This window comes from Microbacterium sp. PM5 (assembly GCF_003293595.1).
In the GTDB taxonomy this organism is placed as follows: Bacteria; Actinomycetota; Actinomycetes; order Actinomycetales; family Microbacteriaceae; genus Microbacterium.
Window position 1 is genome coordinate 3,130,063 of record NZ_CP022162.1, and the last position, 21,251, is coordinate 3,151,313.

General features: G+C 67.9%; 31 protein-coding genes. 1 reads left to right on the forward strand and 30 read right to left on the reverse strand.

What is annotated here, in order from left to right; genetic code table 11:
* Window positions 1-61: 61 nt before the first annotated feature.
* The 13 genes from CEP17_RS14820 to CEP17_RS14880 form a co-directional block, all read right to left on the reverse strand.
* Entirely contained in the window at window positions 62-517 is a 456-nt protein-coding gene (locus CEP17_RS14820; RefSeq protein WP_112932776.1) for a minor capsid protein, read from the reverse strand.
* A complete protein-coding gene (locus CEP17_RS14825) occupies window positions 517-858 on the reverse strand; it encodes a hypothetical protein (RefSeq protein WP_112932777.1) in 342 nt (113 codons plus the stop codon). Before CEP17_RS14825 ends, CEP17_RS14820 begins: the two co-directional genes overlap by 1 nt.
* 8 nt (window positions 859-866) lie before the next feature.
* Complete coding sequence (locus CEP17_RS14830) at window positions 867-1,202, reverse strand: hypothetical protein (RefSeq protein ID WP_112932778.1); 336 nt, start codon at window positions 1,200-1,202, stop codon at window positions 867-869.
* Window positions 1,199-1,663: a hypothetical protein gene (locus CEP17_RS14835; protein ID WP_112932779.1), complete on the reverse strand. Its 465-nt coding sequence runs from the start codon at window positions 1,661-1,663 to the stop codon at window positions 1,199-1,201. Before CEP17_RS14835 ends, CEP17_RS14830 begins: the two co-directional genes overlap by 4 nt.
* 61 nt (window positions 1,664-1,724) lie before the next feature.
* On the reverse strand, window positions 1,725-2,123 hold the full coding sequence (locus CEP17_RS14840; RefSeq protein ID WP_204359840.1) for a hypothetical protein: 399 nt from the start codon (window positions 2,121-2,123) through the stop codon (window positions 1,725-1,727).
* A 2-nt stretch (window positions 2,124-2,125) separates the two neighbouring features.
* Window positions 2,126-2,497 (reverse strand): hypothetical protein, encoded by a 372-nt coding sequence (locus CEP17_RS14845; RefSeq protein WP_112932780.1) that lies wholly within the window; start codon window positions 2,495-2,497, stop codon window positions 2,126-2,128.
* Window positions 2,498-2,514: 17 nt separating this feature from the next.
* Window positions 2,515-3,363, reverse strand: coding sequence for a P22 coat protein - protein 5 domain protein (locus tag CEP17_RS14850; protein ID WP_112932781.1), 849 nt, complete (start codon window positions 3,361-3,363; stop codon window positions 2,515-2,517).
* An 18-nt stretch (window positions 3,364-3,381) separates the two neighbouring features.
* The gene (locus tag CEP17_RS14855) at window positions 3,382-4,095 is read right to left on the reverse strand and encodes a hypothetical protein (RefSeq protein ID WP_112932782.1); all 714 of its coding nucleotides are present in this window, start codon (window positions 4,093-4,095) and stop codon (window positions 3,382-3,384) included.
* 55 nt (window positions 4,096-4,150) lie between these two features.
* The gene (locus CEP17_RS14860; RefSeq protein ID WP_112932783.1) at window positions 4,151-4,399 is read right to left on the reverse strand and encodes a hypothetical protein; all 249 of its coding nucleotides are present in this window, start codon (window positions 4,397-4,399) and stop codon (window positions 4,151-4,153) included.
* A gap of 29 nt (window positions 4,400-4,428) precedes the next feature.
* Complete coding sequence (locus tag CEP17_RS14865; RefSeq protein ID WP_112932784.1) at window positions 4,429-5,610, reverse strand: phage minor capsid protein; 1,182 nt, start codon at window positions 5,608-5,610, stop codon at window positions 4,429-4,431.
* Window positions 5,579-7,192 (reverse strand): phage portal protein, encoded by a 1,614-nt coding sequence (locus CEP17_RS14870; RefSeq protein WP_112932785.1) that lies wholly within the window; start codon window positions 7,190-7,192, stop codon window positions 5,579-5,581. Before CEP17_RS14870 ends, CEP17_RS14865 begins: the two co-directional genes overlap by 32 nt.
* A gap of 119 nt (window positions 7,193-7,311) precedes the next feature.
* Window positions 7,312-8,604, reverse strand: a complete 1,293-nt coding sequence (locus CEP17_RS14875) for a PBSX family phage terminase large subunit (protein ID WP_112932786.1) — start codon at window positions 8,602-8,604, stop codon at window positions 7,312-7,314.
* Window positions 8,601-9,119, reverse strand: a complete 519-nt coding sequence (locus CEP17_RS14880) for a hypothetical protein (RefSeq protein WP_112932787.1) — start codon at window positions 9,117-9,119, stop codon at window positions 8,601-8,603. The genes CEP17_RS14875 and CEP17_RS14880 overlap by 4 nt, the downstream gene beginning before the upstream one ends.
* Before the next feature lie 148 nt (window positions 9,120-9,267).
* Between CEP17_RS14880 and CEP17_RS14885 the strand changes: the two genes are divergently transcribed.
* Window positions 9,268-9,780: a hypothetical protein gene (locus CEP17_RS14885; RefSeq protein WP_162722466.1), complete on the forward strand. Its 513-nt coding sequence runs from the start codon at window positions 9,268-9,270 to the stop codon at window positions 9,778-9,780.
* Between the two features lie 126 nt (window positions 9,781-9,906).
* Here the strand turns inward: CEP17_RS14885 and CEP17_RS14890 are convergent, their stop codons facing one another.
* The 17 genes from CEP17_RS14890 to CEP17_RS14970 all read right to left on the reverse strand — a co-directional run bounded on the left by CEP17_RS14890 (window position 9,907) and on the right by CEP17_RS14970 (window position 21,185).
* Entirely contained in the window at window positions 9,907-10,101 is a 195-nt protein-coding gene (locus CEP17_RS14890; protein ID WP_162722467.1) for a helix-turn-helix domain-containing protein, read from the reverse strand.
* The gene (locus CEP17_RS14895) at window positions 10,094-10,348 is read right to left on the reverse strand and encodes a hypothetical protein (protein WP_162722468.1); all 255 of its coding nucleotides are present in this window, start codon (window positions 10,346-10,348) and stop codon (window positions 10,094-10,096) included. Before CEP17_RS14895 ends, CEP17_RS14890 begins: the two co-directional genes overlap by 8 nt.
* Window positions 10,349-10,633: 285 nt before the next feature.
* Window positions 10,634-11,479 (reverse strand): hypothetical protein, encoded by an 846-nt coding sequence (locus tag CEP17_RS14900; protein WP_112932791.1) that lies wholly within the window; start codon window positions 11,477-11,479, stop codon window positions 10,634-10,636.
* Window positions 11,476-11,952, reverse strand: a complete 477-nt coding sequence (locus CEP17_RS14905; protein ID WP_112932792.1) for a hypothetical protein — start codon at window positions 11,950-11,952, stop codon at window positions 11,476-11,478. The genes CEP17_RS14900 and CEP17_RS14905 overlap by 4 nt, the downstream gene beginning before the upstream one ends.
* Window positions 11,940-12,143, reverse strand: coding sequence for a hypothetical protein (locus CEP17_RS14910; protein ID WP_112932793.1), 204 nt, complete (start codon window positions 12,141-12,143; stop codon window positions 11,940-11,942). Before CEP17_RS14910 ends, CEP17_RS14905 begins: the two co-directional genes overlap by 13 nt.
* 11 nt (window positions 12,144-12,154) lie before the next feature.
* Complete coding sequence (locus CEP17_RS14915) at window positions 12,155-12,643, reverse strand: single-stranded DNA-binding protein (protein ID WP_112932794.1); 489 nt, start codon at window positions 12,641-12,643, stop codon at window positions 12,155-12,157.
* Window positions 12,643-12,903 carry a hypothetical protein gene (locus CEP17_RS14920; protein ID WP_112932795.1) on the reverse strand — a complete coding sequence of 87 codons (261 nt, stop codon included), beginning with the start codon at window positions 12,901-12,903 and terminating at the stop codon, window positions 12,643-12,645. The genes CEP17_RS14915 and CEP17_RS14920 overlap by 1 nt, the downstream gene beginning before the upstream one ends.
* Window positions 12,900-13,220 carry a hypothetical protein gene (locus CEP17_RS14925; protein ID WP_112932796.1) on the reverse strand — a complete coding sequence of 107 codons (321 nt, stop codon included), beginning with the start codon at window positions 13,218-13,220 and terminating at the stop codon, window positions 12,900-12,902. The genes CEP17_RS14920 and CEP17_RS14925 overlap by 4 nt, the downstream gene beginning before the upstream one ends.
* Complete coding sequence (locus CEP17_RS14930; RefSeq protein WP_112932797.1) at window positions 13,217-13,819, reverse strand: hypothetical protein; 603 nt, start codon at window positions 13,817-13,819, stop codon at window positions 13,217-13,219. The genes CEP17_RS14925 and CEP17_RS14930 overlap by 4 nt, the downstream gene beginning before the upstream one ends.
* Entirely contained in the window at window positions 13,819-14,220 is a 402-nt protein-coding gene (locus CEP17_RS14935; protein WP_112932798.1) for a hypothetical protein, read from the reverse strand. The genes CEP17_RS14930 and CEP17_RS14935 overlap by 1 nt, the downstream gene beginning before the upstream one ends.
* Window positions 14,217-16,085: a DNA cytosine methyltransferase gene (locus tag CEP17_RS14940; protein ID WP_112932799.1), complete on the reverse strand. Its 1,869-nt coding sequence runs from the start codon at window positions 16,083-16,085 to the stop codon at window positions 14,217-14,219. Before CEP17_RS14940 ends, CEP17_RS14935 begins: the two co-directional genes overlap by 4 nt.
* A complete protein-coding gene (locus CEP17_RS14945; protein WP_112932800.1) occupies window positions 16,082-16,429 on the reverse strand; it encodes a hypothetical protein in 348 nt (115 codons plus the stop codon). The genes CEP17_RS14940 and CEP17_RS14945 overlap by 4 nt, the downstream gene beginning before the upstream one ends.
* A complete protein-coding gene (locus CEP17_RS14950) occupies window positions 16,426-19,077 on the reverse strand; it encodes a DNA methyltransferase (RefSeq protein ID WP_112932801.1) in 2,652 nt (883 codons plus the stop codon). Before CEP17_RS14950 ends, CEP17_RS14945 begins: the two co-directional genes overlap by 4 nt.
* Window positions 19,074-19,370 carry a hypothetical protein gene (locus CEP17_RS14955; protein WP_112932802.1) on the reverse strand — a complete coding sequence of 99 codons (297 nt, stop codon included), beginning with the start codon at window positions 19,368-19,370 and terminating at the stop codon, window positions 19,074-19,076. The genes CEP17_RS14950 and CEP17_RS14955 overlap by 4 nt, the downstream gene beginning before the upstream one ends.
* Window positions 19,367-19,819, reverse strand: coding sequence for a RusA family crossover junction endodeoxyribonuclease (locus CEP17_RS14960; protein ID WP_112932803.1), 453 nt, complete (start codon window positions 19,817-19,819; stop codon window positions 19,367-19,369). Before CEP17_RS14960 ends, CEP17_RS14955 begins: the two co-directional genes overlap by 4 nt.
* A gap of 107 nt (window positions 19,820-19,926) precedes the next feature.
* A complete protein-coding gene (locus tag CEP17_RS14965; protein ID WP_112932804.1) occupies window positions 19,927-20,808 on the reverse strand; it encodes a DUF2303 family protein in 882 nt (293 codons plus the stop codon).
* Window positions 20,805-21,185 (reverse strand): hypothetical protein, encoded by a 381-nt coding sequence (locus tag CEP17_RS14970; RefSeq protein WP_112932805.1) that lies wholly within the window; start codon window positions 21,183-21,185, stop codon window positions 20,805-20,807. The genes CEP17_RS14965 and CEP17_RS14970 overlap by 4 nt, the downstream gene beginning before the upstream one ends.
* Window positions 21,186-21,251 lie beyond the last annotated feature (66 nt).

Here is a 21,251-nt window from a genome sequence, read left to right on the forward strand (position 1 = left end):
TTGAAGCCCCTCACCGGCTCGGTTCGGGGTCGGGCACCCGTCCAGGTGGGCGGGTGGTCTGTTACCAGGCGCCGCCAGCAGGGCGGAGCGGTGTCGGGGCGGCGTCGACGTCGAGGTAGTACTGGTCGGCGCGCTCGGTGCGGTAGTTGCCGTCCTCGCCCATCGGGGCGGAGATCCGGCGGAGGCACTGGACGATGACCTGGCTGCCGATGAGCCAGTTCGTGCGGCCGTGGAGGACGTCGAAGATCGGGTCGAGGAGGTCGTCGACGTCGAGCGGATCGTTGCGGGCGCCGCGGCCACGGACCTGCAGCATTTTCGACCCGAGCGGCATCAACGGATCGTCGGCTGTGGGGACGAGCGTGAGGGTGACGACGCGGTCGGGGTTGTCCGGCATCCGCTTCACGAGGATGCCTGTCTGCGCAGAGGTGTAGATGCCAGCCGGGTTCCAGGTGAGGCCGACGCCCGCGCCTGCGAGGAACTCGGCGATGCCGGTGAGCAGTTCCTTCGTGGAAGCCATCAGAACGCCTCCCCGAGAGTGTCAGCGATGATGTCGAGGACCTTGCCCGCTTCGGTGCGCATCGGCTGCTCGAGGTACAGAGCCTGCCCCTTCGTGTGCTTCCAGGTCAGCTCGAAGTGCTGTCGGCGGGCGTAGGGGCCAGCGAAGGAGAGCTGCGCCTCATCGCCGTGGACCGTGACGTCCGCGGACCCAACGAGGTGCCCATCGCGGACAGGCGTCAGCTCGGTCGACACGGTGCGGACGTGTTCCATGCCGCGGCCGACGGCGACGGGGATCAGGTCGTCGAGCTGCTCGTCGACCAGCTCCAGCTTCGCGATGAAGTCGCCCTCCTCGTCAGCCACGGGGCCTCCTATGTGAGCGCGACCTGGATGTGGTCGGGGAGTTCGAGGTCGCCGGAGTCGTTCAGCGCGACGGTGAGAACGTGAGAGGTGGCGCCGCGGTAGGTCACGCGGGAGCCAGGGAGGAACAGGTCGGCCGCTTCGGGGCGGCCGTAAACGGTGGACTCGGAGATGACCTCAGCCCCGTTCGCGTCGCGGACCATGCGCCGCTTCTGCTCCACGAACACGCCCGTGTCGGGCGGGGTGAGGATGACGGGGGCGGCGAAGAGCTCGCGGCCGTACCCGTCGGTGCCGGTGAGCGTTTCAACGGTCACCGTGTGGACGTAGAAGTCGTCGAGCTCGCTCATCCGTACGGCACCGGGCTCACGCCGAGGAGGTTCCGCTGCTGGAGGAAACGCACCGCCTCGGGGACGAGGGACGTGTACGCGGCGGCGCGAGCCTTCACCGTCGACTGCACCTCGGCGTCGGAGTACTCGATAGCGCCGGACGCGAGCCGCTTCGACTTCACCGCCTTGGACGACTGCTGCACACCACCCGTCGCCGGGTCGATGCCGAGCGCAACCCACGCGGCGGCCTGAATGCAGACAGCGTCGCGGAGCGCGTTGCGGACGATCGGGTCGGTGGCGACACCGGTCGCCGGGTCGACGGTGTAGATGTTGCCCTCGGTCGCTTCGAGGACGAGGGAAGTGCACCCGCGGAGGATCGCGGCGGCGTTGGCCGGCGCGGCCGTCTTCGTCCAGTCGGTGTAGTCCGCGGCCGTCGCGAGCGACGTCGGCACGACGAACGGGGCGCCGTAGAACATGCTCACGTTGCCTCCTCGGTGTGGAGGGGTGAGGCGGCGCACGAGAGCACGCCGCCTCACCCGTTGTTCAGTTGTCGGTCCCGAACTTCTCGATCAGGTCCGTCTTCGTGAGCGCCTCAGCGTCGTCGGGGGTCATGCCGTTCTTCACGGCCCAACCCACCCACGTCTTCTTGTTGGCGTTCAGCGCGGGCCGCTCCTCCGGGAGAGCCGCCACTTCGGGCGACTCCTCCTCAGGGACGTAGGGGTCGCCGTCGAGGTTCGCGACCCGACGGAGATACCCCTTCGTGAGCTGGTCTGCCAGGGCCTCGTGGAGGGGCAGATCGAGCTTGAACGGAAGACCCGCGAAACCCTGCACGTAGATGAAGGGCTTCTCCTCGGTCTCGACCGCGACCTCGGGCGCGGTGTCGGGCGCTTCGACCGTTCCCTCCTCGGGCTCGGCCGGCTGGTTCTCGGTCTCGTCGGCCATGATCAGCCCACGTACCGTCCGTCGATCGCGATGGCGGTGATCGTCATGATCACCGACGTCTCGATCGCGAGGGAACCGTCCGGCTGCTGGAACCGAGCGGACTCGAGGGGACCGATCCAGCGGGTCGCACCGTTCGCGACCGTGTCGACCAGGGAGCCCTGGCCGGACGCGATCGCCGACGGCTGGGAGCCCGCGAGGACGGTGACGGTGCCGGAACCGCCCGACGCGTTCGACACGCGCAGGAGGAGCTGCTTGCCGCCCTGGTAGGGGACCGCGAAGCCGTTGCCGGCGCCCGCGACGGACGCGGTGCCCGCCGGGTCGGCGTTGCCCGCGTTCGGAGTGATGGTGGTGGGGTTGAGAGCTGCACGAGCCATCGGTCAGCGCTCCTTTCTCAGGCCGTGACCGTGACGAGCGCGCTCGCCAGCGAGTCGGGACGGACGTTCTTCGCGCCGTAGAGCATGAGGCCCTTCACCGCGTCGGAGAACGAGGACTGGGGCCGGTACGCCTCGGTCTTGTTGATCTGCTCCGCGAAGGTGATCGCACGGTCGTTGCCGGCGATGATCGCGAACTCCTGGCCCGTGGTGTTCGGGGCGTTGTTCGTGATCAGGATGTCGAAGCCGGCGGCGCGGCCGACCATGCCGTTGCGGAGGCCTTCGCTGGTGCCCGACTCGTTGACCTTGATGAAGCGGGGGTCGCGGAGGAGGACGCCGTGGAGGTCGGGGGTGATCGCGACGGAGCGGCCCTGGGTGGCGACGTTGGCCTTGTCGAGCTGGACCTTCAGCGGGACGAGCACGTTGTCGTACGCCTGGGTCGGCGTCGCGATGCTGACCGTCTTGGAGCCGAGCTGGTTGGCGGCCTGGATGCTCGTGAAGAAGGAGGCGATGTACTGGTCGATCACGTCGGCCAGCGCGTAGCCCGCTTCGTCCTTGAGCTGCTCCATGATGCCGCCCTTCGCCTGGCGCTTGTCGACGTCGTCGATCTGCACCGCGAAGAACTTGGACTGGTCGATCACGAGCGTGCGCTGCGTGTCGGCGACGGTCTCCGGGGAGATGACCGTCTGGCCGGGCACGTAGTTGCCGATCGTGGGGCGGCCGACGGAGGTGATGCGGACGGTGTCGCCCGCTTCCGCGATCTCACCCTCGTAGTCGCGGTTGCAGAACGCCGTGTAGACGAGCTGCTTCCGCAGGGCGACCAGGAGCAGGGCGCTCCAGATCTCCGGCTTGAACTTGTTGAAAGCCACGGGGCTCTCCTTTCAGGGTTAGGTGAGCAGGCTCTTCAGGAGTCCCTTTTCGTAGGCCTCCGCGATCTGCTCGGGGGTCATCTGCGCAAGCTGCGCGTCGGTGATCTGTCCCTGCTCGCCGGGCCCGCCGGGAGTTTCGACAGTGCTCGCGCCGACCGCCCGGGTCGCCTTGAGGGTCTGGTCTGCCGTGACGGCCGCGTCGATCGCGGCCTTGATCGCGGCACCATCGGACGGGTCGATCCCGGCGATGGAAGTGAGGAACGATGCCCGGTCGAGGAGCTTCGCGGGGTCTGCGCCGGCCGCCGAAGCGCCCTTGAACACCGCGAGCTCGCGCGCCGAGTTGAGGGCATCCTGCTGCGCCTTCGTGAGGTTCGCGGCCAGCGCGGCAGGGTCGGTCGCGGCATCCGGCTTGAGGCCGAGCGCCACGGCGATCTTGTCGCCGAACTCCTGCTGCGCCTTCGTCGCGGCGTCCTTCGCGGCCGTACGGTAGTCGCCGGCCTCCTTGCGGGCGTCGCGGATGATCTTCTGCGCCCAGTCGGGGAGGTCCTCGACCTTCTCGGCCGGGTTCGACGCGGGGGCCGCGGGCGCCGCCGGCTCAGAGGGCGCGGCAGGAGCGGCCGGAGCGGCGGGCTCCTGGCCAGGCGTCGGAGCGGGTGCGGGTGCGGGCGTGCCGCCGGATGCGCCGGCGTCGTTCAGCATCAGGAACGGGGGCAGCGTGGGTCGGATGAACATGGGTGGGTCTCCTTCTGAGCGCCAGGCTCGTCAGTGGTGGGGATGGCTCCGCGGGTCAGGCGGAGAAGATCGCCTTGCCGGCCCACATGAGGGCCTCTTCGAGATGGGTGAGCGCGAGGGACTTCTCGCGAGAGTCGGCGATGTTGCCGTCGATGAAGTGGCCGATGTTCGCGAGCGCGCCGCGCAGGTGCGCCTGCGTCGCGAGTTCCTCGTCGGAGGGCTTGCCGTTCTGCGCGATCTGGAAGCGTGCCTCGATCGCGTTCGTCGCGGCCGCGCCTTCGCGCGGAGTGGTACGAAGTGCCATGTCGTGCTCCTTCTTGGGGATGGCCCGGCTCACCGGATGGGAGTCGGGAGCTTGATGCGCGCGTCGGCGAGGTCGAGCTGCTCACGACGCGACTGCCGGGCGAAGCCGGTCTCCTTGACGAACTCGCGAACCGTCGCCTGCCGACGACGGACCTGTGCGTGGGCATCGGCCGCGGCCTCCGGGGATGCCGCATACTCGAGCTGCCGCTTCGCCTTCCGCACGTCCAGTTCGAGACGCCGCTGCTTCTGGGACAGGTCGTAGAGCCGCTGATCCTCCGCCGTCCACTCGCGCGGAGGCGGGAGGACCGTCACGCCCGGGAACACCGCCGTGAGGGGGTGCTTGCAGTTCGGGTGGAACAGGCCCGCCGCGACCGCCTCGGCGATCGTCCCGTCGACGTGGATCGTCGGGTTCGGGATCTCGCGAGCCGTGAGCACACGCCCCTGCCAGGGGAAGCACTTCGGGCACGGGTGGCCGCTGTCAGGGACGGTGAAGTACTCGACCCCGAGCGCCTGCATGCGGGCCAGGTGGGAGTCGTTGAAGGCGCGTTGAGCTGCGGTGCGGACCGCCATCTCCACGTACGCCGACAGGGACCAGTTCCGGCCCGACTTGTCCGTGAACCCAGTGATGCCCTGCGACACGAACACCCGCCACGCCATCGCCTGCGCCTGCGCGGGAGTGATGTCGTTGTCGATGACCTGGTAGATCGCACCGTGCGGGGCGATCGCCTTGTACACGTCATCGGGGAGACGAGTGATGCGGGTGCGGACGTCGGCGAGCTCCGACACGATGTCGTCACGGATCGCCTGCGCGGCCCGCTCACCGTGCGGCAGTGACAGGTCGAACGGCTCATCACCGAACCGCATCCACCGGTCACCACCAGCAGACCCGCCACCGCCCGCACCGCTCGTCGACGGCAGTCGGACGGCGACCTGGCTGCCGACGTCAGCGATCGCCGCAGCGGCACCGTCACGGGCGGCGGAGTCCAGCATCCGCACCGCGATACCGGCCGTGCGGGAGTCGAGACGGTTCAGGATGCGCCGCACCAGCGTGCGGGCCTTCACGATCAGCAGTTGCCGACCCTCAAGATCGGGGGTCGTGCGGCGGATGATCGCGGTCAGCCCTGCGAGGAGGTCCTGCTCAGCGAGGATGTACGCGGCGACCAGCGCGGCGACGAGCCGCTCAGTGCTGCTGCTGTCCTGGCTGCTCGTCACCGTCGGGCTCCTCGTACGGGCTCATCTGCGGGTCGGCCGCCGTGTGGCCGAACTCCTCACGGATGCGCTCCACCTCGTCGCTGATCTGCTTCTCGTCCCAGTCGGGGTGCAGCATCGCGACGCGCTCCTCGACGGATGCCGACTCCGAGGCGTACAGGGCCTGCACGGTCTGCGCGAGACGCAGCTGCGACTCCTGCACGCCGTCGGAGAACTCGACCGTCAGATCCGTCACGACGTTCGGCCGACCGAAGAACACCCGGTCCACTTCGAGGAGCTTCGTGATGTGCTCCAGCAGCGCCGGCTGCCAGTTGCGGATCTTCCGCGCGCGGGTCATCAGCGAACGGCGTTCACGTGCTTCGATCTCCGTCGCCGTCCGGTCCCCGCCCTCAGCGTCGTCCGCGCCGAACGTGGACTGCGAGTAGCCGGCCATCTGCAGGATCTGCTCGATCAGCTCATCCGCGGTCGCCTTGTACCCCGCCGGATCGAAGTCCGGCTGCAGCACCTGGACACGGTCAGCCATCGACATGGGCTTCTCGCCCGACGAGCCCGACATGCCGGTCTCGACATACGTCTCCTGGTCGACGTTCAAGACAGCCGCCTGACCAGGGCCCATGTTCTTCGCCAGCTCCTTCGAGTACAGGACGCGGGCGCGGGCTGCGCGGCGGGCGCGCATCCAGTCCGACATCGTCTCGGAGAGCTGGTCCATGAGGTGCTCGACACCGTCAAGGTCGGAGCGGCCGAGGTTCTTCCCGAGCGGGTCGTGCCGCCACATGCGGTTCGGGATCTGGTTCGGGATGTACTGCACCGCCAGGCCTGGGGACCGAGTGTCGATCGTGCCTTCGAGGTCGAGGTCCTCGTGGATCGCGAGAGGCTTCGTTTCCGGGCGAGCGGTGAGACTGATGCGGCTGCCCAAGGTTCCCTCGTCGCCTTCGTACAGGCCGTGGAGGATCACACCGACGCCGAGCGGGCCCAGCTCGTGGCGTTCGAGGTGCCGGTAGACACGCTTCCCGTTGCGGGCGACGACCGCCCAGAACGTGACGGCCGTCAGCTTCCCGAACTTGAACTCGGGAATCGCCTCATCGGCGTCCTTCACCGTCGTGAACGGGCCGTCCGGGTTCACTGTGTCGTCCCACGTGACCCGCAGGTAGGAGCCGCCGAGCGCAGCGCCCATCTCCGCGGCCTCGGCCATGCGGGTGTGGAACGCGTCGTCGAGCAGCTCCTCGAGCCGCTCCTGCGTGGTCGTGTCGCTCACGGCCGCAGTGATCGGGTCGGAGAACAGCAGATCCGAGGACGCCTGGCAGATGTTCGCCGCGATCGGGACGGGGAGCTTCGTGTTCGGCTGCCCCGCCGTCGACGGTGTGCCGATGAACCAGCGGATCGGGCCGAGGGAGTGGACCTTCACGCCGCCCTGGTCGGATGCGAAGAACCCGAGGCCGTCGTTCAGCTTCCCGCCGCCGTACGCGGCCTGCAGCATGGACAGGTCGTTCGACCACCAGGCGCCCCACCGTTGCATCGACGGGAGCAGGTTGGCGACGTTCTTCGGGGGCCACGGGTTGACGGAGTCGGAGACGGGCAGCGCCACGGTGGCCTCCTTCTCGGGTGGGTGTGTTCGGGAGGGGCGCAGTGCCGCCTAGCCGCTTGGAGGTCGGCGTCATGAGCGGTCTTCACGAGGATCGGGCGTGTTGACGCCCCTCCCGAGGATCAGAAGGTGAGCGGGCGGGGGCCGACCTCGTCACGCCACTCGCCCTCCGTGGAGGCGATGACGTAGCGGAACGCGTCGAGGGAGTCGTCACCGATTTTGATCGGCTCGTCGAGGCCCTTCTCCGTCGCCTTCGGGTCGTACCGGTACTCCGGCATCTCCTTGATGACGCCCCAGCACCGGTCGGTGACCTTCAACAGGCCGCGGCCGAGGAGTGACGTGATCAGGCCGATGCCGTACGCGACGGAGTTGTCGGCGGGGATCGTGTCGATGCCTTGCGACTCCCGCAGCTCCTGCCGGTACGCGAGCGCGGCAGGGTCGGCGGCGAGCACTTCGGGGCGGAGGTGGCCTTCGGGGAGATGGTTCTCCTTGAGCCAGTCGGCGATCGCTTTCGCCTGCTGCGACGGCGATTGCCGTTGCGTCTGCGTTTCCGCTTCGATCCGCAGCTCGTCGATGAGGTACAGCTTGCGGTCGTAGCCGAGGCCGAGGATGACGACAGAGGTGGCGTGCTGCGTGCCGAAGTCCATGCCGACGCCGAGGAGCCGGTAAATCGGCGGCAACGTCTCCCAGGGGATGACGTGGACGGCAGGGTCCCAGCCGTCGTAGATCGCGCCCTCAGCGTTCGTCCAGAGGCCCTTGATGAACCGGTCGAAGAACAGCTTCGACTTCCGGAACGACGCCTCCATGTCGCGGATGTACGACGGGCCCGGATCGCCGCCCTCGAAGTAGAGCGGGTTGTCGTGCATCGTGAAGTGGAACACGATCATGTTCTGCGCGACCGCGTCGAGGATGTACTTCACCCGAAGCCAGTGCTGCGATGAGCCCGGGTTCGTCGTCGCGAGGAGACGGGCGCCGGCGACACGCAGACGGGTCAGCAGCATCGCCCAGAACGCTTCGGGGACCAACGTCGCCTCATCGACGTACGCCAGCTCGATCGTCGAGCCGCGGATCTTCTCCTCAGAGCGCGCATCGTTCGCGCCGACGAGATGCACCACGCGACCGAGGATGATGGCCGTGTTCGACCCGGTCGTGTGCTTCACCTGCTTCGCCAGGCGCCCGTACAGCTCCGGCTTCTGCATCTCGCCGATGACGTTGCGCTCGATCGTCTGCAACGTCTTCCCGACGATGACAATCAGGCCGCGACCCTTCGTATGGCGGATCGCGATGAAGAACGCGAACAGCGACACCATCGTCTTACCGGCCGACACCGCACCGACCCACAGCGCGATCTTCGCCGACGCCGCACGAGCGATGCTCCACCGCTGCTTGCGGGACAGCGCAGGCGGCCGGCTCATGACGGGCTCGCGAACTCGGCATCGTCGAAGCCGTCGAACTCGCCTGAGAGCTCCGCCTCGATGCGATCCAGCACCGACTCCGCCAGCGCCGTGCCCTCGGGCGTCATCTCCAACGTCCGCGTTGCGACAGCGTGCGCATCCTTCGCGATCGTCACAGCCGTCCGAGTCACCTCGATCGGCGGAGTGTCCAGCACGTGCTCCTCGTACGTGTTGTCCTTGCCGCCGAAGCTGTACACCAGGTACGGGCCGTCGAGGTTGTCGAGCGCCTCATGCGCGACCAGGAGGACCTTCTTCGTCAGCTCAGTCCGCGACGCCGCGATGTCGATCGTCCGCGCACGGACGGCCATCGCCGTCTCATCACGAGAGAAGTCGAGCCCCTCACGGCGAGCCCACCGGCTGATCGTCGCCGCGCCGACGCCGAGCTCGCGGGCGATCGCGTTGCACCCGTACCCCTGGTCGAACAGTTCACGCGCGCGTTCGCCCTGCTGGAATGTTTCGCGAGGTGCACGCGTCATGGTGGTTCACCTCTTCGGTGGCGCCAGGCCACGGTCCGGGGGTTCGGCGTCGAGGCCGGTGAAGGGGCGGGGATGTCGGTCGAGTGCGGGAGACTGGTCCTCCCGTGCGATGCGCTTCGGGGGAGAGTGGTGGATCGTGGAAGCTGGGATGCTGGTTCTGACGGCGATTGGGGTGGTCGTCGCCGGGGCGGCGGCCGTGTTCGCGTGGGTGCAAGCGCATGCGGCGCTGGAGTCACTCAAGGACGCCCGGGAGGCTCGGGACGATGCTGCGATATCCGCAAGAGAGAGCGCGCGGCTGGCAGGTGAGGCGAACGCGGCGTTCATCCGGCAGGCGGAGGCACAGGAGGAAGCAAACAGGATCAAGCGCGAGGAGATGACCCCTCCCGACTGGTCAACTTCGTCGGCCGGCAGCAACAGAACGCGGGTAGTGAACTCGTCCGGCGTTACCCTCGAAGCCCTGAGCTTCGATGCGTCGCCGGACAAGGCAGCAGATCTGGTGAGGGTGGAAACAAGCCACGAAGATGGGGTCTACGAGTACGGCGACTCGTTCCAGGTCTTGATTCTCGGCCTGAACGGTCGCGGTGTGGAGAAGGTAACAGTGAAGTATCGCCGTCAAGACGATCCGAAGGACTCGTATCGGACCTTCCACCTGGGGCTATGAGCGAAGCCCCGACCTGCTGAGAGGGTCGGGGCTTTCGTCTGGGCGGAGTGCTCCACCATCTAGGTTCTATCGTGACATGATTGACGCTTTTGACGATTTCTGATCGTGCCGTGTGGGGGTGTGTCGTCAGTCGCGGGGGCGGCCTCGGATGACGGTCTTCTCGACGCGGATGATCGCTTTCGAGAGGACTTCGAGGATGCCGTCCGTATTGCGTCGGGTGGCGAGGCGGTCGCGTTCGATCCACCGGTAGATCTGACGCTTGTCGCGGCCGACGAGGAGGGCGGCTTCCTTCACGGTGATCCACTCGCGCATCTCAGCCATGCTCAGACTCCCGTCCGGCCGAGCTGTGAGCACACGACGGCGGGCACGGCTCGCCCAGCGGATGAGTGTGCACGCGCACCCTTACTCCCTGATCAGCCGAACCTGGCTCTTCGGTGAACCCGATCTCGGTGAGAATGCGCCGCATCAGCCCGACCTCGACGCGCACCATTTCCATGCCGGCGTACTCCTCGATCGGCAGCTCGGCTACGCGGCCCAACAGACTCGATCGCATCCTCAGCGTCTTCATGACTCCCGTCCTTCCGATCTGAGCGCCAAGATCGTCGCGCACGGCCATGTCTGCGTCAAACACTCGCTGCATACGCTGTACTCCTCGAACTGAACCGGGACGGCGCGGTGCAACCCGCCCACCCGATCAATCGCCGCCTTCTGCCGCTCGATGAGGACTGCCGTCTCGAATGCTCGATCTCCCGACATGCCGAAGTTGGTCGACGCGAACTTCTTTAGATCGCGTGCGATTGCCTCTGGTTCTGTCATGACCCACTCCCGTTCTCGTGGTTGGGTGTTTGGGCGTTCATGCGGTCTTCCTCTCGGGTTCGGTGCGCAGGGTGAGGCCGTCGCGGGTGATGATCCAGTCGCGGCGGGTGACATAGCCGGCGGTCGCCTGGTCGGCGTCCCACAGGGTGTGGATGCCCTGCGGGGTGGAGGCGCGGCCGATGGTGTGGCAGTCGCACCGGCACGCGAGGTCTCGGCACGGCTGGTGGGCGAGCATGTCGGCCGCTTCGCACGTCTCGGACGTGTACGTGGTCGACCGTGTGTCGCGGAGCTTGGTGAGGAGCTCACCGCAGTGCTGGCATTCGACGATCGTGGCGCCGCCTTGCTGACGTTGCGGGTTCGCGGTCAGCGAGAGGCGGTCGCAGTGGGGGCAGCGGACGCGTTCGAGTTTCAGCTCCCGCTTCTCGACCTCGAGGGACTGGTAGGCGCGTTGTGCGGCGTGGGTGAACATGACGGCGTCGCGGGCGCCGGCTTCGGTGTGGACCCACGCTTCGAGGGTGATGCCGAGGCCGGAGCGGTGGAGGCGGTCGCATTCGTCGAGGGCGAGGAACGTGAGGGGCAGGTTCGTGTACCCGTCGGGGGTGGAGCCTTTCCCTCCGCCTTCGGGGGAGACGGCGCGGCCGTCGGTTTCGACGACGAGGCGGCGGAACTGCGGCCACCGGAGCATGACGTCGTTGAGCCGGTCCCAGCAGCCGCGGCAGAGGTAGCCGACCTCGGCTTTGCGGGGCAGGCATCCTCGGCACGTGCCGGGCCGGAGGTCCTCCCTCCATCCCTCATGGTCTCGGCAGGAGACGCGGTGCAGGCCCAGGTGCGTGCAGGGGCGGATGCCGGGGAGGTGTCCGTTCGTGATGCAGAGGATCGTCACGTGGGGTCTCCGATCTGCGCGAGGATCCGCGCGGTCGTGTCGTCGTCGAGGCGGCGGAGGCCGAGAGCGCCCTTGAACGGGATGGGCTCGGTGAGCGGTCGTGGGGACGCGAGGACGAGGTGATGCGCGCCAGGCTCAGCCCAGCCCGAGCACGGCTTCAGACGCCCGTCGTGGTTGCCGCTCGGGAGACACCCCTGCGCGTCAGAGTTCCGGTGCACGTCGACGAGGTCGACGACGCCGATGATCGCACCGAATGTCTCGATGCCGGACGGCGCGTCTCGCAGTAGCGCGGCCGAGCGTGGGTGAGTCCTCGCGAAGTCGTACCACTCGGCGATGGGGTTGACCCTCGCGGCGGCATGAATGGCGACAGGTCCGCGGTAGGCGCCGGCGACGTTCCGTGTACGGTTCTCGACGTCCTTTCCGCCCCAGACGATCGCGTGCGACCACGGGTGCCGGACGGTCAGGATGCGCATGAGCAGGCTCCGTTCAGTGCGATCTCGGTGAAGCAGTTCGGGCACGTCGGACGCGGCTCCGGCTCGTCGTCCTTCGGGAAGCACCCGACGTGCACGAGCTGATCGTCGACGTAGCGGACATGGTCGCCTGGGTGGATGCGGTCACCGCACTCAGCGGCGCACGTGCCGTCGTAGCGGGCTGTGAAGGTCATGGCGCATCTCCTCAGAACGGGGTGTCGTCGCCGTACATGGGCGTCGGTGTGGCCCACGCGTCGGGAGCGGTGGTGCCGGGCGTCGCCCACGCCTCATCGGTGGCCGCAGCGGGGCGAGCGCCCTGCGTGCCGCCGGACGCCGCGCGGGTGACCTGCGCGGTCGCGTAGCGGAGCGAGGGGCCGATCTCGTCGACCTCCAGCTCTATCGCGGTGCGGGTCTGGCCTTCGCGATCTTGGTAGGAGCGCTGCTTGAGTCGTCCGGTCGCGATGACGCGCATGCCCTTCGTGAGGGAGCCGGCGACGTGCTCGGCGAACTCGCGCCACACCGACGCGCGGAGGAACAGCGCTTCGCCGTCCTTCCACTCGTTGGCCTGACGGTCGAAGTTGCGCGGCGTCGACGCGATCGTGAAGTTCGCGACGGGCAGACCGTTCTGCGTGTAGCGCAGCTCGGGGTCTGCCGTGAGGTTTCCCACGACGGTGATGACGGTCTCGCCGGCCATTACTTCGCCTGCGCCTTCTCGTTGCGCGCCTGCTCGAGTTGCTTCCGCGCCTCGGCGTTCCGTGCGGCGACGGCGGCCTTCTCGTCGGCGATCTCGCTGGCGATGAACTCGACGTCTACGTACCCGGCGAGGATCAGTCCCTCTGCCATGCGGACGCGCGTGTCCTTCTCCGTGCGCGGGGCGCCGTCCTTCAGCTTCTCGACGACGCGCTCCCGCACCGCCAGCCAGTCCGAGGCGGCGATCTCCGTGTTCTTGCTCATGCTCTGTTCCTTTCGTGTGATGTGCGGGGCGGTTGCCCAACTCGGTTCGGGGGGAGCCCGGCGTGGCGGCGGGTGTCCGAGACGTACTGCTTCAGCTCGCCGGTGCGCTCTGCGATCGCGGCATCCGTGAGGCCCTCGCCCCATGCCTGCAAGACGTGATTACGGCGCGCCTGCGCTTCGAGGCGTGCCATCGTCGACGGCCGCAGCGCGTCTTTGATCGCGGCTTCGATGACCCGCGCGACGGTCGTGTAGTTCTTCTCGGCGACGTCCAATGCCTCAGCCCAGACCTTGTCCGGGAGGTGCAGTTCGACCCTCATGGCGTCACCGCCAGCGCTCGCTCGTCGACGAACTGCTGCACCTCGAACGGTGACAGCGAGATCGAGCGGGTCACGTACATCTGCGGGTTACGCGGGTGCTGCTTCGCCTTCTCGATCAGGTGCAGACCGACCTGCAGTGCCCCGTCGGGGGCGATGTCGCGGTGCGCGTGCTTCCTGACAGAGTCGATGACGGATTGCAGGGAGGTGATGCCGTTCTGGTTCGCTGCGCGCAGAGTCGTGGCGGACACCTCCAGCGTGTTCGGCTGAACGTTCGCCTTCTTGTTCGCCCGAACCTTCCGCATCCGGTCGCGCGCGTCCGCGCGGTCTTCAAGAACCTTCTCGCTCGTCGGCTGGAACTCGTCCCAGTCGTGGAAGACCCAGCCGTCCTCGTGCTCATCCCACAGCCCCGCCTTGACGAGAGCCGCGGCGAGCTTCACGCCGTGCGGCTTCGACTCCACGAACCAGCGCTCGACCACACCGTCGGTGAGGTACGACATGCAGTGTGATCCGGCGAGGGTCCATAGCCCCATCGCAGCGAGACCAGCGCGGCCCGCCTTCGGGTGCGAATGGAGCTGATCGTCGACCTTGAACCAAGCCATCAGAGGATCGCCTCCGTCCACCACTGCATGTACTCGTCGCCGTACACGGCGTGCATCGCGTCGAGCGCGGCGACCGCCGAGATCTCGATGCGCTCCATCCCGTCGAGGAGGAACCAGGCCCACTCGTGGGGGGAGTAGATCGGCACCTTGCCGGGGTCCGCCCAGCGGCGCACCTTCCACCCGTAGACGAGCGCGAGGCGCTGCAGGGAGTGCTCGCACGCCTCGTTGCAGGGCAGGCAGAGGGTGAGCCCGTCGGTGGCGCCAGGCTGGATCTTCGACCCGCCCATGCCGACCGCTCGACGGTGTTGGAACGAGAGCCCGTCGACGCGACGACACACGACACACGCGCGGCCGTCGCGGTCGTAGACCGCGTTCCGAACTGTGAGAGTCGGCGCGCTCATGCTGCGAGCTCCCAGACGTCGTAGCCGAGGGATTCGACGCAGGCGGCGATGATGTCTCGCGCGGCGTTCGGGGTGACGGCGTTGCCGGCCATGCGGACCTGTTCGCGCTTGTTGCCGAGGAGGACGTAGTCGGCACCGAACGACATGCCTCGCTTTATCTCGTCGGGCTCGAGCATCCTGAACTCGGCGTCGTAGACCATCTGCCAGATCTCGTCGTCCGTGAGCGTCGGTGCGGGCGCCGGCAAAGTCTCGGTGTCGATGAGGGACTGGTGCCCCGCCGTCGTCAGCGTCCGCAGCGGTTCAGCCGCCGGCGTCGTCTGCCATGCGGACTCGTCGGGGCCGCCGTTGTTCCGCATCACGAGCGCGTGGTGGTTTCCGGATGCCGCGATCGTGTCGACGGGGTCCGCCGAAGGCTTCGCGACGCCGTGATTGCGCAGCGGGACGACGAGCGCCTCACGGTCGACGGTGGTGACGGTGCCCATCGGGGCCGACGTCGGCCGAGCCGAGCCTGTCGAGTAGTACGGCACGAGAAGCCCGGTCTCGTTGCGGGTCGACTGGGTGCGCATCGGCTCGGCGGCGCGGCGCGCTGTCTTCCCGTCGCGGCCCTCGACGGGCACGAGCAGCGCGGCGTGGTTCCCGCCGGCGACGAGCGAGGGCAGCGGGTCCGACGCGCGGCGCGTGCGGGACTCGTCTGAGCCGGAGACGTTGTTCACGATCAGCGGTCCCGGCGTCAGCAACGAATGCGGCGACGACGCGGTGATCGCACCGATCGGCTCGGTGACCGGCTTCGACATCTGCCCGCCGTCGCCGCGCGCGGTCATGTTCCGCATGATGAGCGCCTTCGATGCCGTTGTGTGCAGGGTGCGCAGCGGCTCGTCGACCGGCCACGCCCGGTAGTAGGCGTCGGGGTCGCCGTGCTGAGGGTGACGGGGGGAGGTCGCGTCGTACGTGTTCCCCGCGGCCTCGATCACCATGGGCGCCCAGTGCCGCTTCACGCCGTGGAAGGTGCGGAGCATCGTCTTCTGCTCCAGCTCCCGCATCCCGAGGGACTTCCGGTCGCCGATGCGTGTGCCGCGCTTGGACCAGTCGATGATCGTGTCCGCGCCGGCGACGGCGGGGAACACCTCCGTGTTGCAGGACTGGTGGGGGCAGCGGAGCGTGTACTGCGCACCGTACGTCTTCATAGGGGAGCCCTTCGGCTTGAAGACCTGCGCCGACTGGATCAGCCCGTGCTCCGGGCAGATCGCTTCCGGGCGCAGCCACTTCTCGAACGCGGGGCGCGGGTTCCCGGCGCGCCAGAACACGATGTAGACGCGGTCGCGGGACTGTGGGGCTCCGTCGCCGAGGCCCTGCGCGTGCATCGAGTTCAGCCAGACCACCTCGTGCAGGTAGCCGAGGTCGTGCATCGACGTGAGCCACCGGTTCCAGTGCACGCCCTTGACCACGCGGGGCACGTTCTCGACGATGACGATGTCGTAGAGGTGGTGGGCGGAGAACCGGGGCACGTCCCACATGCCCATGCGGGAGCGGTCGGCGGCCTCGTTCGGGAGGGAGTCGCCGAAGAAGTCCCACGCGAGCTGCCCGTCGGGGAGCTTCTCGCCGCGCGCCTGCGACCAGTACGTACACTCCGGGGAGAACCAGCCGATCGTGGTCCGCGGGTAGCGTTTCGGGTCGGCCTTGTTGATGTCGGCCTTGTCGTGGTCCGTGTCGGGGTGGTTCGTGTTGTGCGTCTCGATCGCGAGGTCCCAGTGATTCACCGCCATCACGACGCGCACACCGACCGCAACGCCGCCGGTCGACGAGCCGCCCGCACCGCAGTAGTAGTCGCTCATGGTCACCTCGGAGGTGCCCATTCGCGGGGTCATCGAGTCGCCTCCGTCGGCCGGAACGCGTTGACCGTGTAGAGAGCATCGGCGCGCTGCTGGGAGCGGTCGTAGTACTGCCCGTCGAAGTAGCGGTTCAGCGCGGCCATGACGTCCGCGCGAGCCCGCCCGTTCTCGAAGTCGTCCAGGGAGCGCAGATCATCGGCGAATGAGTTGCACGAGCATCCCGCGCCGCTTGCCCAGAAGTAGGCACGCCGAGACGGCGAATACCAGGCGTGGAACTCGTCCCACTCGTAGGACTCGCCCAGGTCGACGTCGACGACGGGAACGAAATCGAGGTCGTCTGAGCCCTCGAACTGGATGTAGTGGTCGTCGAGGGTGCTCATGCTGCGGATCCTTCGAGGTCGAGGAGGTCGAACAGGGTGGGGGTGTTCGCCTGGTTGTCGTGGCGGGTGAGGTAGACGACCGAGTCGGCCACGCTCACCGGGTTCAGTTCCGTCCCGAAGCCCTTCCGGCCCTGACGGACCGCTTCGAGGACCGTGGAGCCGAGGCCCGAGAACGGGTCGCCGACCAGCTCGCCGGGGTTGGAGTACATGCCGATCAAGCGGCGGGGGATGTCGAGAGGGAACGGGCAGATGTGCGCCTCCACCTCGCGGCGGCGCTGCTCGCTGTTGAGGGTGTCGATGCGGAGCACATCTGTCCACACGTCGTCGCGCCACGAGCCGGGCACGAGCGAGGCGAACGTGCCGGGGAGCGCATTGCGCGCGGCGAGACGGTCAGCGAGGGCGACGTGCGCGTCGTAGTCGTAGACGGTGCGTTCGGACTGAGCGGTGAACAGCTTCGAGCGTGTGCCGACATCGAGCGCGGCGAGCTCGTCACCGGACAGGAGCCGGTTCCCGCCCGTGCGCCACTCACCGGCCGCGTCGATCTGCCACTGCCCGACCGAGTAGGCCGCCTTCTGCTTCTGCACCGGGAGGTCGGCGTAGCCGCGGGAGCGGTCGGTCTGCGGCTTGTGAAAGATCAGCACGTACTCCGGCGCGCCGACACCCATCTTCGAGTGGTCCTTCAGCATCTCCGAGAACGACAGCCGGTAGGTCTGGTTGTTCTCGCGGACGACGTCGGTGGTGACCGTGATCATGCCGAAGTAGTCGAATCCGTGGCCGATGTAGTGCGCGATCGCTTCGGCGTGGAGGGTGTCGAACGTGTAGACGCCGGCGCCCGTGCGTGAGCCGGGGACGGGGAAGTCCTTGACGTGCACGGCGAGGATCCGGCCCGGCATGAGCGCCCGATACAGGCTGGGGGTGAGGTAGTCCATCTGCCACCAGAACTGGGCGTTGTCGTCGACGTGGCCGAAGTCGGCGTAGTTGGCGGAGTACTCGTACTTGCCCGAGAATGGGATCGACGTGACGATCAGGCCCATCGAGTCTGCGTCGACGTGGTCGCGCCATTCGGCGACGGCGTCGTTGAGGACGATGCTCCAATCCCGGCCGAAGTACTCCTCGCGGTCCACGCCCATCGCACGGGTGAGGGCGGCGGAGATCGCCGTCGCGTCGAGGCCGAACTCGCGGAGGATCTCCGACATCGTGTCGGTGAGGGCGTCGTCCTCCTGCCACTTCGTGAGCAGGTTGTCGCGGACGTCGCTCTCGGTCTCCCCGTAGATCAGGTGCACGCGGCAGGCGTTCACCTGTCCGAACCGGTGAATGCGGTGGATCGCCTGGACGGTCTGCTCGTACTTGTGGGTGACGCCGACGAACACGGCCGTGGAGCACTGCTGCAGGTTCAGCCCGCGGCCGAGCATCATGGGCTTCCCGATGAGCGCGTACGTCTCACCGTCGATCCAGCGGCGCAGCTGCTCCTCCACCTCGGCATCGGATTGCGCGCCCCGGATCGACGAGAATGAAAGGCCGCGGTCGGCGAGCTCACGCTCGAGCGCGTCCTGCTCGTCGTTCAGGTCGCACCAGAGGATGATCTGCGGGGCGGGCCCGTACACCGCAGGCTCCCAGTTCCAGTCGTGGTGCTTGGCGACGATGGTCATGGCTCGTTCGACGCGCGCATCCAGCGTGTGACGCTTCTCCCGCGACGACTCGACCGCCGACTTCGCGCCCGAGCGGACGAGGACGCCCTGGCCGTCCTTCTCCACCTGATCGGACATCAGCCCGACCTCAACCTCCTCCCACAGCACCTCAAGCGGCGGCAGATCGTAGCCGGCGTCGTCGTGGCCGAGGTCGGAGGGGCGTTGGATGAAGCACGCCCACGTGTTCAGCCACAGCATGAACTCGCGGACCTTGTGCGGGTGGATGCGGAGGTTGCCGGCCTTCGAGGGGTCCCGCTTGAAGAACCTGGTCAGGGCCTGGCCGGTGTCCATGATGCCGAGGAAGCCGGCGTAGTGGATCAGTTCCTTGTGGCGGTTCGGGGCGGGCGTGGCGGTCGCGACGAACCGATACGGCACGTCGGCGAACAGCGGAAGGAAGGTCTGATACGTGTCGGAGCCGAACGAGCGCAGCACGGCCGCCTCGTCCAGGGATGCCGCGATGAACAGGTCAACGTCGAGCTTCCGGTCACGGATCGACTCGTAGTTGGTGACGTACGTGCCCGACCAGGTCGGGTCGATCTCTTCGGTGCGGCGCACGAACCGGACCTCACGGTCGAGGAGGTTGCGGGCGTCGCGGATGATGTCGAAGCGGACACCGAGGGGCGCGACGATCAGGGCGCGGCGCACCTCGCAGCCGAAGCTGTCGCGCGGGCCCCCGAGCGCCGGGCCGTGCTCCACGATCAGGCGGAGTACTTCGAGCTGCATGACCGACTTGCCGAGCCCGTAGCGGGCGAAGATCGCGCGGCGGCCGCCCTTCACCGCCCACTTCACGATGTCGGCCTGGTGCGGCTTGAAGTGCTCGTGCCCGGGCTGCATGATCGGCGACAGCCACTCGTCGCGCACGTCGAAGCCGAACGAGCGATCGAACGCGACCTTCTCAGCCAGGAAGTCGTCGTAGGTGAGCGTGCCGTCGTTGCCGGTGTTCAGGGTCAGGAGGCTCATGCGACGTCCGCCTTCGCGATCCAGGTGCGGCAGGAGGTCCGCTTCCCCGGAGGCTTCACGGTGCCCGCGTACTCGACGAGACCCTGCGCTTGCAGCTCCCCGCGCGCCGTGCGGACGCGGGAGGGGGAGAACTGGCCTCTGAGGTAGCCGACGATCTCCTCGTCGGTCAGGGGCATGAGCGCTTCGTGGAGGATGTCGAGGACGGCGCGCTGGGAGGCGGCAACGCTGCTCTCCGCGACCGCGGCAGCCTCGTGGGAGGTGGAAGGGTCAGTGTTGCGGGCGCGGGCGGTCACTGCTGCACCTCGCGGACGGTGATCTCGGCGCGGGCGACGTTGCCGTAGCGCTTGCGGGTGTGGAGGTCGACCACGCGGGAGTCGTCGGTGTAGACCCCGCCGGCGGTGAGGCCGTCGAGTACGGCGCGGATCAGCTTGTCGATGTCGGGGCGGACGGAGGGGAGCGGGCGCGTGCGCTCGGTGACCGAGGCGGGCCGCACGAACAGGAACGTGACGGTGACCTCTACGGGCCCTTCGATGGGCAGCGCACCGTCCATCGCTTCGACGGCTGCCGCGGAAACGCTGTCACGCCAGGGGGCGGAGTTCTTCGAGTCCTCGACGACGCGGGCGCGGCCGCCGACGACGTAAGCGCGCTTGGAGCCCTGCGGGGCCGGGGTGCCGTGGACGACGAACGCGACGCCACGGTCGGGTGTGGGGGATGCCGTATCCGGCATGATGGGGACGCTCACGCTCTGCTCCTGACAGGGATTGCGATGTGGTGGGTGGGGACCCGGCCGGCTGCTACCCGGCCGGGTCCCGTTCTGTGGGCGCTGCACCTGCTACGTGCAGCGACCGGTCACGCGGACGGCTTGCCGTTGAAGATCGGGACGTCGCCGACGCCGTCGTGCACGCGCGTCTCCGTCCCGTCCTTCTTGTCGGTACGGCCGTCACGGATCTCGGTGACGATGTCCGCGAACGCCGCTTCCAGGACGTTCTCCGGGCGCTCGAGCTTGAACCCGAGGAGGAGGCTGCCGCCGTTGAGGCGGTAGCGGAACGACGCCCAGATGCTGTAGATCGGGCCGCCGACGTACGGACGGAGCGCGAGCTGGATGCGCGAGGGGATCTCGATGTTCCCCTTCTGCCCGGCCTTGGCGGTGGTCTGCTCGGCGTAGTTCAGCGTCACGTCGCCGGATGCCTCGCGGACGCCCGACTCGAAGTCGACCTTCGTCTTCGCCTGGAACGTGCGGGCGATGTCGATCAGTACGGCTGGGGCCGGTTCGATGACGTCGAGGTAGCGGTCGTCGAGGAAGTCGGCGAAGGTCGACTGGTCGACCAGCTTCCCGTCTGCCTGCTCCCATGCGGCCCACGCCTTCGACTTTTCGAGGCCGAGGGTGAGGCGGTGTTTCTGCCAGCCGGCGTCGCCGTCGGTGCCCTCGTGGGAGTCGATCACGGCGACCACGGACGAGCTGTTCGTGTGGGCGTAGATCTCCGTGCCGGCGACCTTGTGGCGGTTCACGTAGGCGACGAACGATGCGGCATCCGTGACGACGCGAGCCGCCTGGACGTGCCGCGGCGTATCCGCGAACTCGTCGGTGGTGACGACGCGCAGCTGACCGTCGCCGTTGGGGATGAGGTAGATCTCGCCAGCTTCGATCGACTGGTGTGCTTCGCCGTCGGCCTGCTGCTGAATCGACGCGACGACAGCCGCCTCGGTCTTCGTGTCCTCGATGTTGGTCATGCTTCCGGGGCCTCCTTGATCTCACCGGACTGGCGGTCGAAGTCCATGCCGGCGTCGCGGACTTCCTCTTCCCACAGCGGCATGGCGCCGGGGTCGGTGCGCGACAGGTCACCGTCGCGGGTGATGAACGCCATCGAGCCCTCGCGGGTCTTCTCCGGCACCTTCTGGGTGATGCGGTCGTAGACCACGACGGCATCCATGAGGCCGTCGGCGGGCTTCACGTCGAGGCGGATCGTGATCGACCCGACCTTGCCGGTCGCCTTCACCGCCTCGATGACCTTCCGCAGGGTCTCCGCCGCCTCCACGTCGGTGCGGGGACGCACCTGCGCGAGCATCGCGGCGAAGCTCGGCGGCTTCTCCTTCTCCTTGTCAGCCACTGGGGCTCCTTTCTGGTGGTGGTGGGTGGGGGCCGGCTAGATGACGTTGAGGTTTGCCCTACTCGA

Bases quoted from the DNA above. Each gene is read 5' to 3' on its own strand.
- CEP17_RS14820 (WP_112932776.1), bottom strand. From the start codon at position 517: ATGGCTTCCACGAAGGAACTGCTCACCGGCATCGCCGAGTTCCTCGCA.
- CEP17_RS14830 (WP_112932778.1), bottom strand. From the start codon at position 1,202: ATGAGCGAGCTCGACGACTTCTACGTCCACACGGTGACCGTTGAAACG.
- CEP17_RS14840 (WP_204359840.1), bottom strand. From the start codon at position 2,123: ATGGCCGACGAGACCGAGAACCAGCCGGCCGAGCCCGAGGAGGGAACG.
- CEP17_RS14845 (WP_112932780.1), bottom strand. From the start codon at position 2,497: ATGGCTCGTGCAGCTCTCAACCCCACCACCATCACTCCGAACGCGGGC.
- CEP17_RS14855 (WP_112932782.1), bottom strand. From the start codon at position 4,095: ATGTTCATCCGACCCACGCTGCCCCCGTTCCTGATGCTGAACGACGCC.
- CEP17_RS14860 (WP_112932783.1), bottom strand. From the start codon at position 4,399: ATGGCACTTCGTACCACTCCGCGCGAAGGCGCGGCCGCGACGAACGCG.
- CEP17_RS14875 (WP_112932786.1), bottom strand. From the start codon at position 8,604: ATGAGCCGGCCGCCTGCGCTGTCCCGCAAGCAGCGGTGGAGCATCGCT.
- CEP17_RS14880 (WP_112932787.1), bottom strand. From the start codon at position 9,119: ATGACGCGTGCACCTCGCGAAACATTCCAGCAGGGCGAACGCGCGCGT.
- CEP17_RS14885 (WP_162722466.1), top strand. From the start codon at position 9,268: ATGCTGGTTCTGACGGCGATTGGGGTGGTCGTCGCCGGGGCGGCGGCC.
- CEP17_RS14890 (WP_162722467.1), bottom strand. From the start codon at position 10,101: ATGGCTGAGATGCGCGAGTGGATCACCGTGAAGGAAGCCGCCCTCCTC.
- CEP17_RS14895 (WP_162722468.1), bottom strand. From the start codon at position 10,348: ATGAAGACGCTGAGGATGCGATCGAGTCTGTTGGGCCGCGTAGCCGAG.
- CEP17_RS14905 (WP_112932792.1), bottom strand. From the start codon at position 11,952: ATGCGCATCCTGACCGTCCGGCACCCGTGGTCGCACGCGATCGTCTGG.
- CEP17_RS14910 (WP_112932793.1), bottom strand. From the start codon at position 12,143: ATGACCTTCACAGCCCGCTACGACGGCACGTGCGCCGCTGAGTGCGGT.
- CEP17_RS14915 (WP_112932794.1), bottom strand. From the start codon at position 12,643: ATGGCCGGCGAGACCGTCATCACCGTCGTGGGAAACCTCACGGCAGAC.
- CEP17_RS14920 (WP_112932795.1), bottom strand. From the start codon at position 12,903: ATGAGCAAGAACACGGAGATCGCCGCCTCGGACTGGCTGGCGGTGCGG.
- CEP17_RS14925 (WP_112932796.1), bottom strand. From the start codon at position 13,220: ATGAGGGTCGAACTGCACCTCCCGGACAAGGTCTGGGCTGAGGCATTG.
- CEP17_RS14930 (WP_112932797.1), bottom strand. From the start codon at position 13,819: ATGGCTTGGTTCAAGGTCGACGATCAGCTCCATTCGCACCCGAAGGCG.
- CEP17_RS14935 (WP_112932798.1), bottom strand. From the start codon at position 14,220: ATGAGCGCGCCGACTCTCACAGTTCGGAACGCGGTCTACGACCGCGAC.
- CEP17_RS14940 (WP_112932799.1), bottom strand. From the start codon at position 16,085: ATGACCCCGCGAATGGGCACCTCCGAGGTGACCATGAGCGACTACTAC.
- CEP17_RS14945 (WP_112932800.1), bottom strand. From the start codon at position 16,429: ATGAGCACCCTCGACGACCACTACATCCAGTTCGAGGGCTCAGACGAC.
- CEP17_RS14950 (WP_112932801.1), bottom strand. From the start codon at position 19,077: ATGAGCCTCCTGACCCTGAACACCGGCAACGACGGCACGCTCACCTAC.
- CEP17_RS14965 (WP_112932804.1), bottom strand. From the start codon at position 20,808: ATGACCAACATCGAGGACACGAAGACCGAGGCGGCTGTCGTCGCGTCG.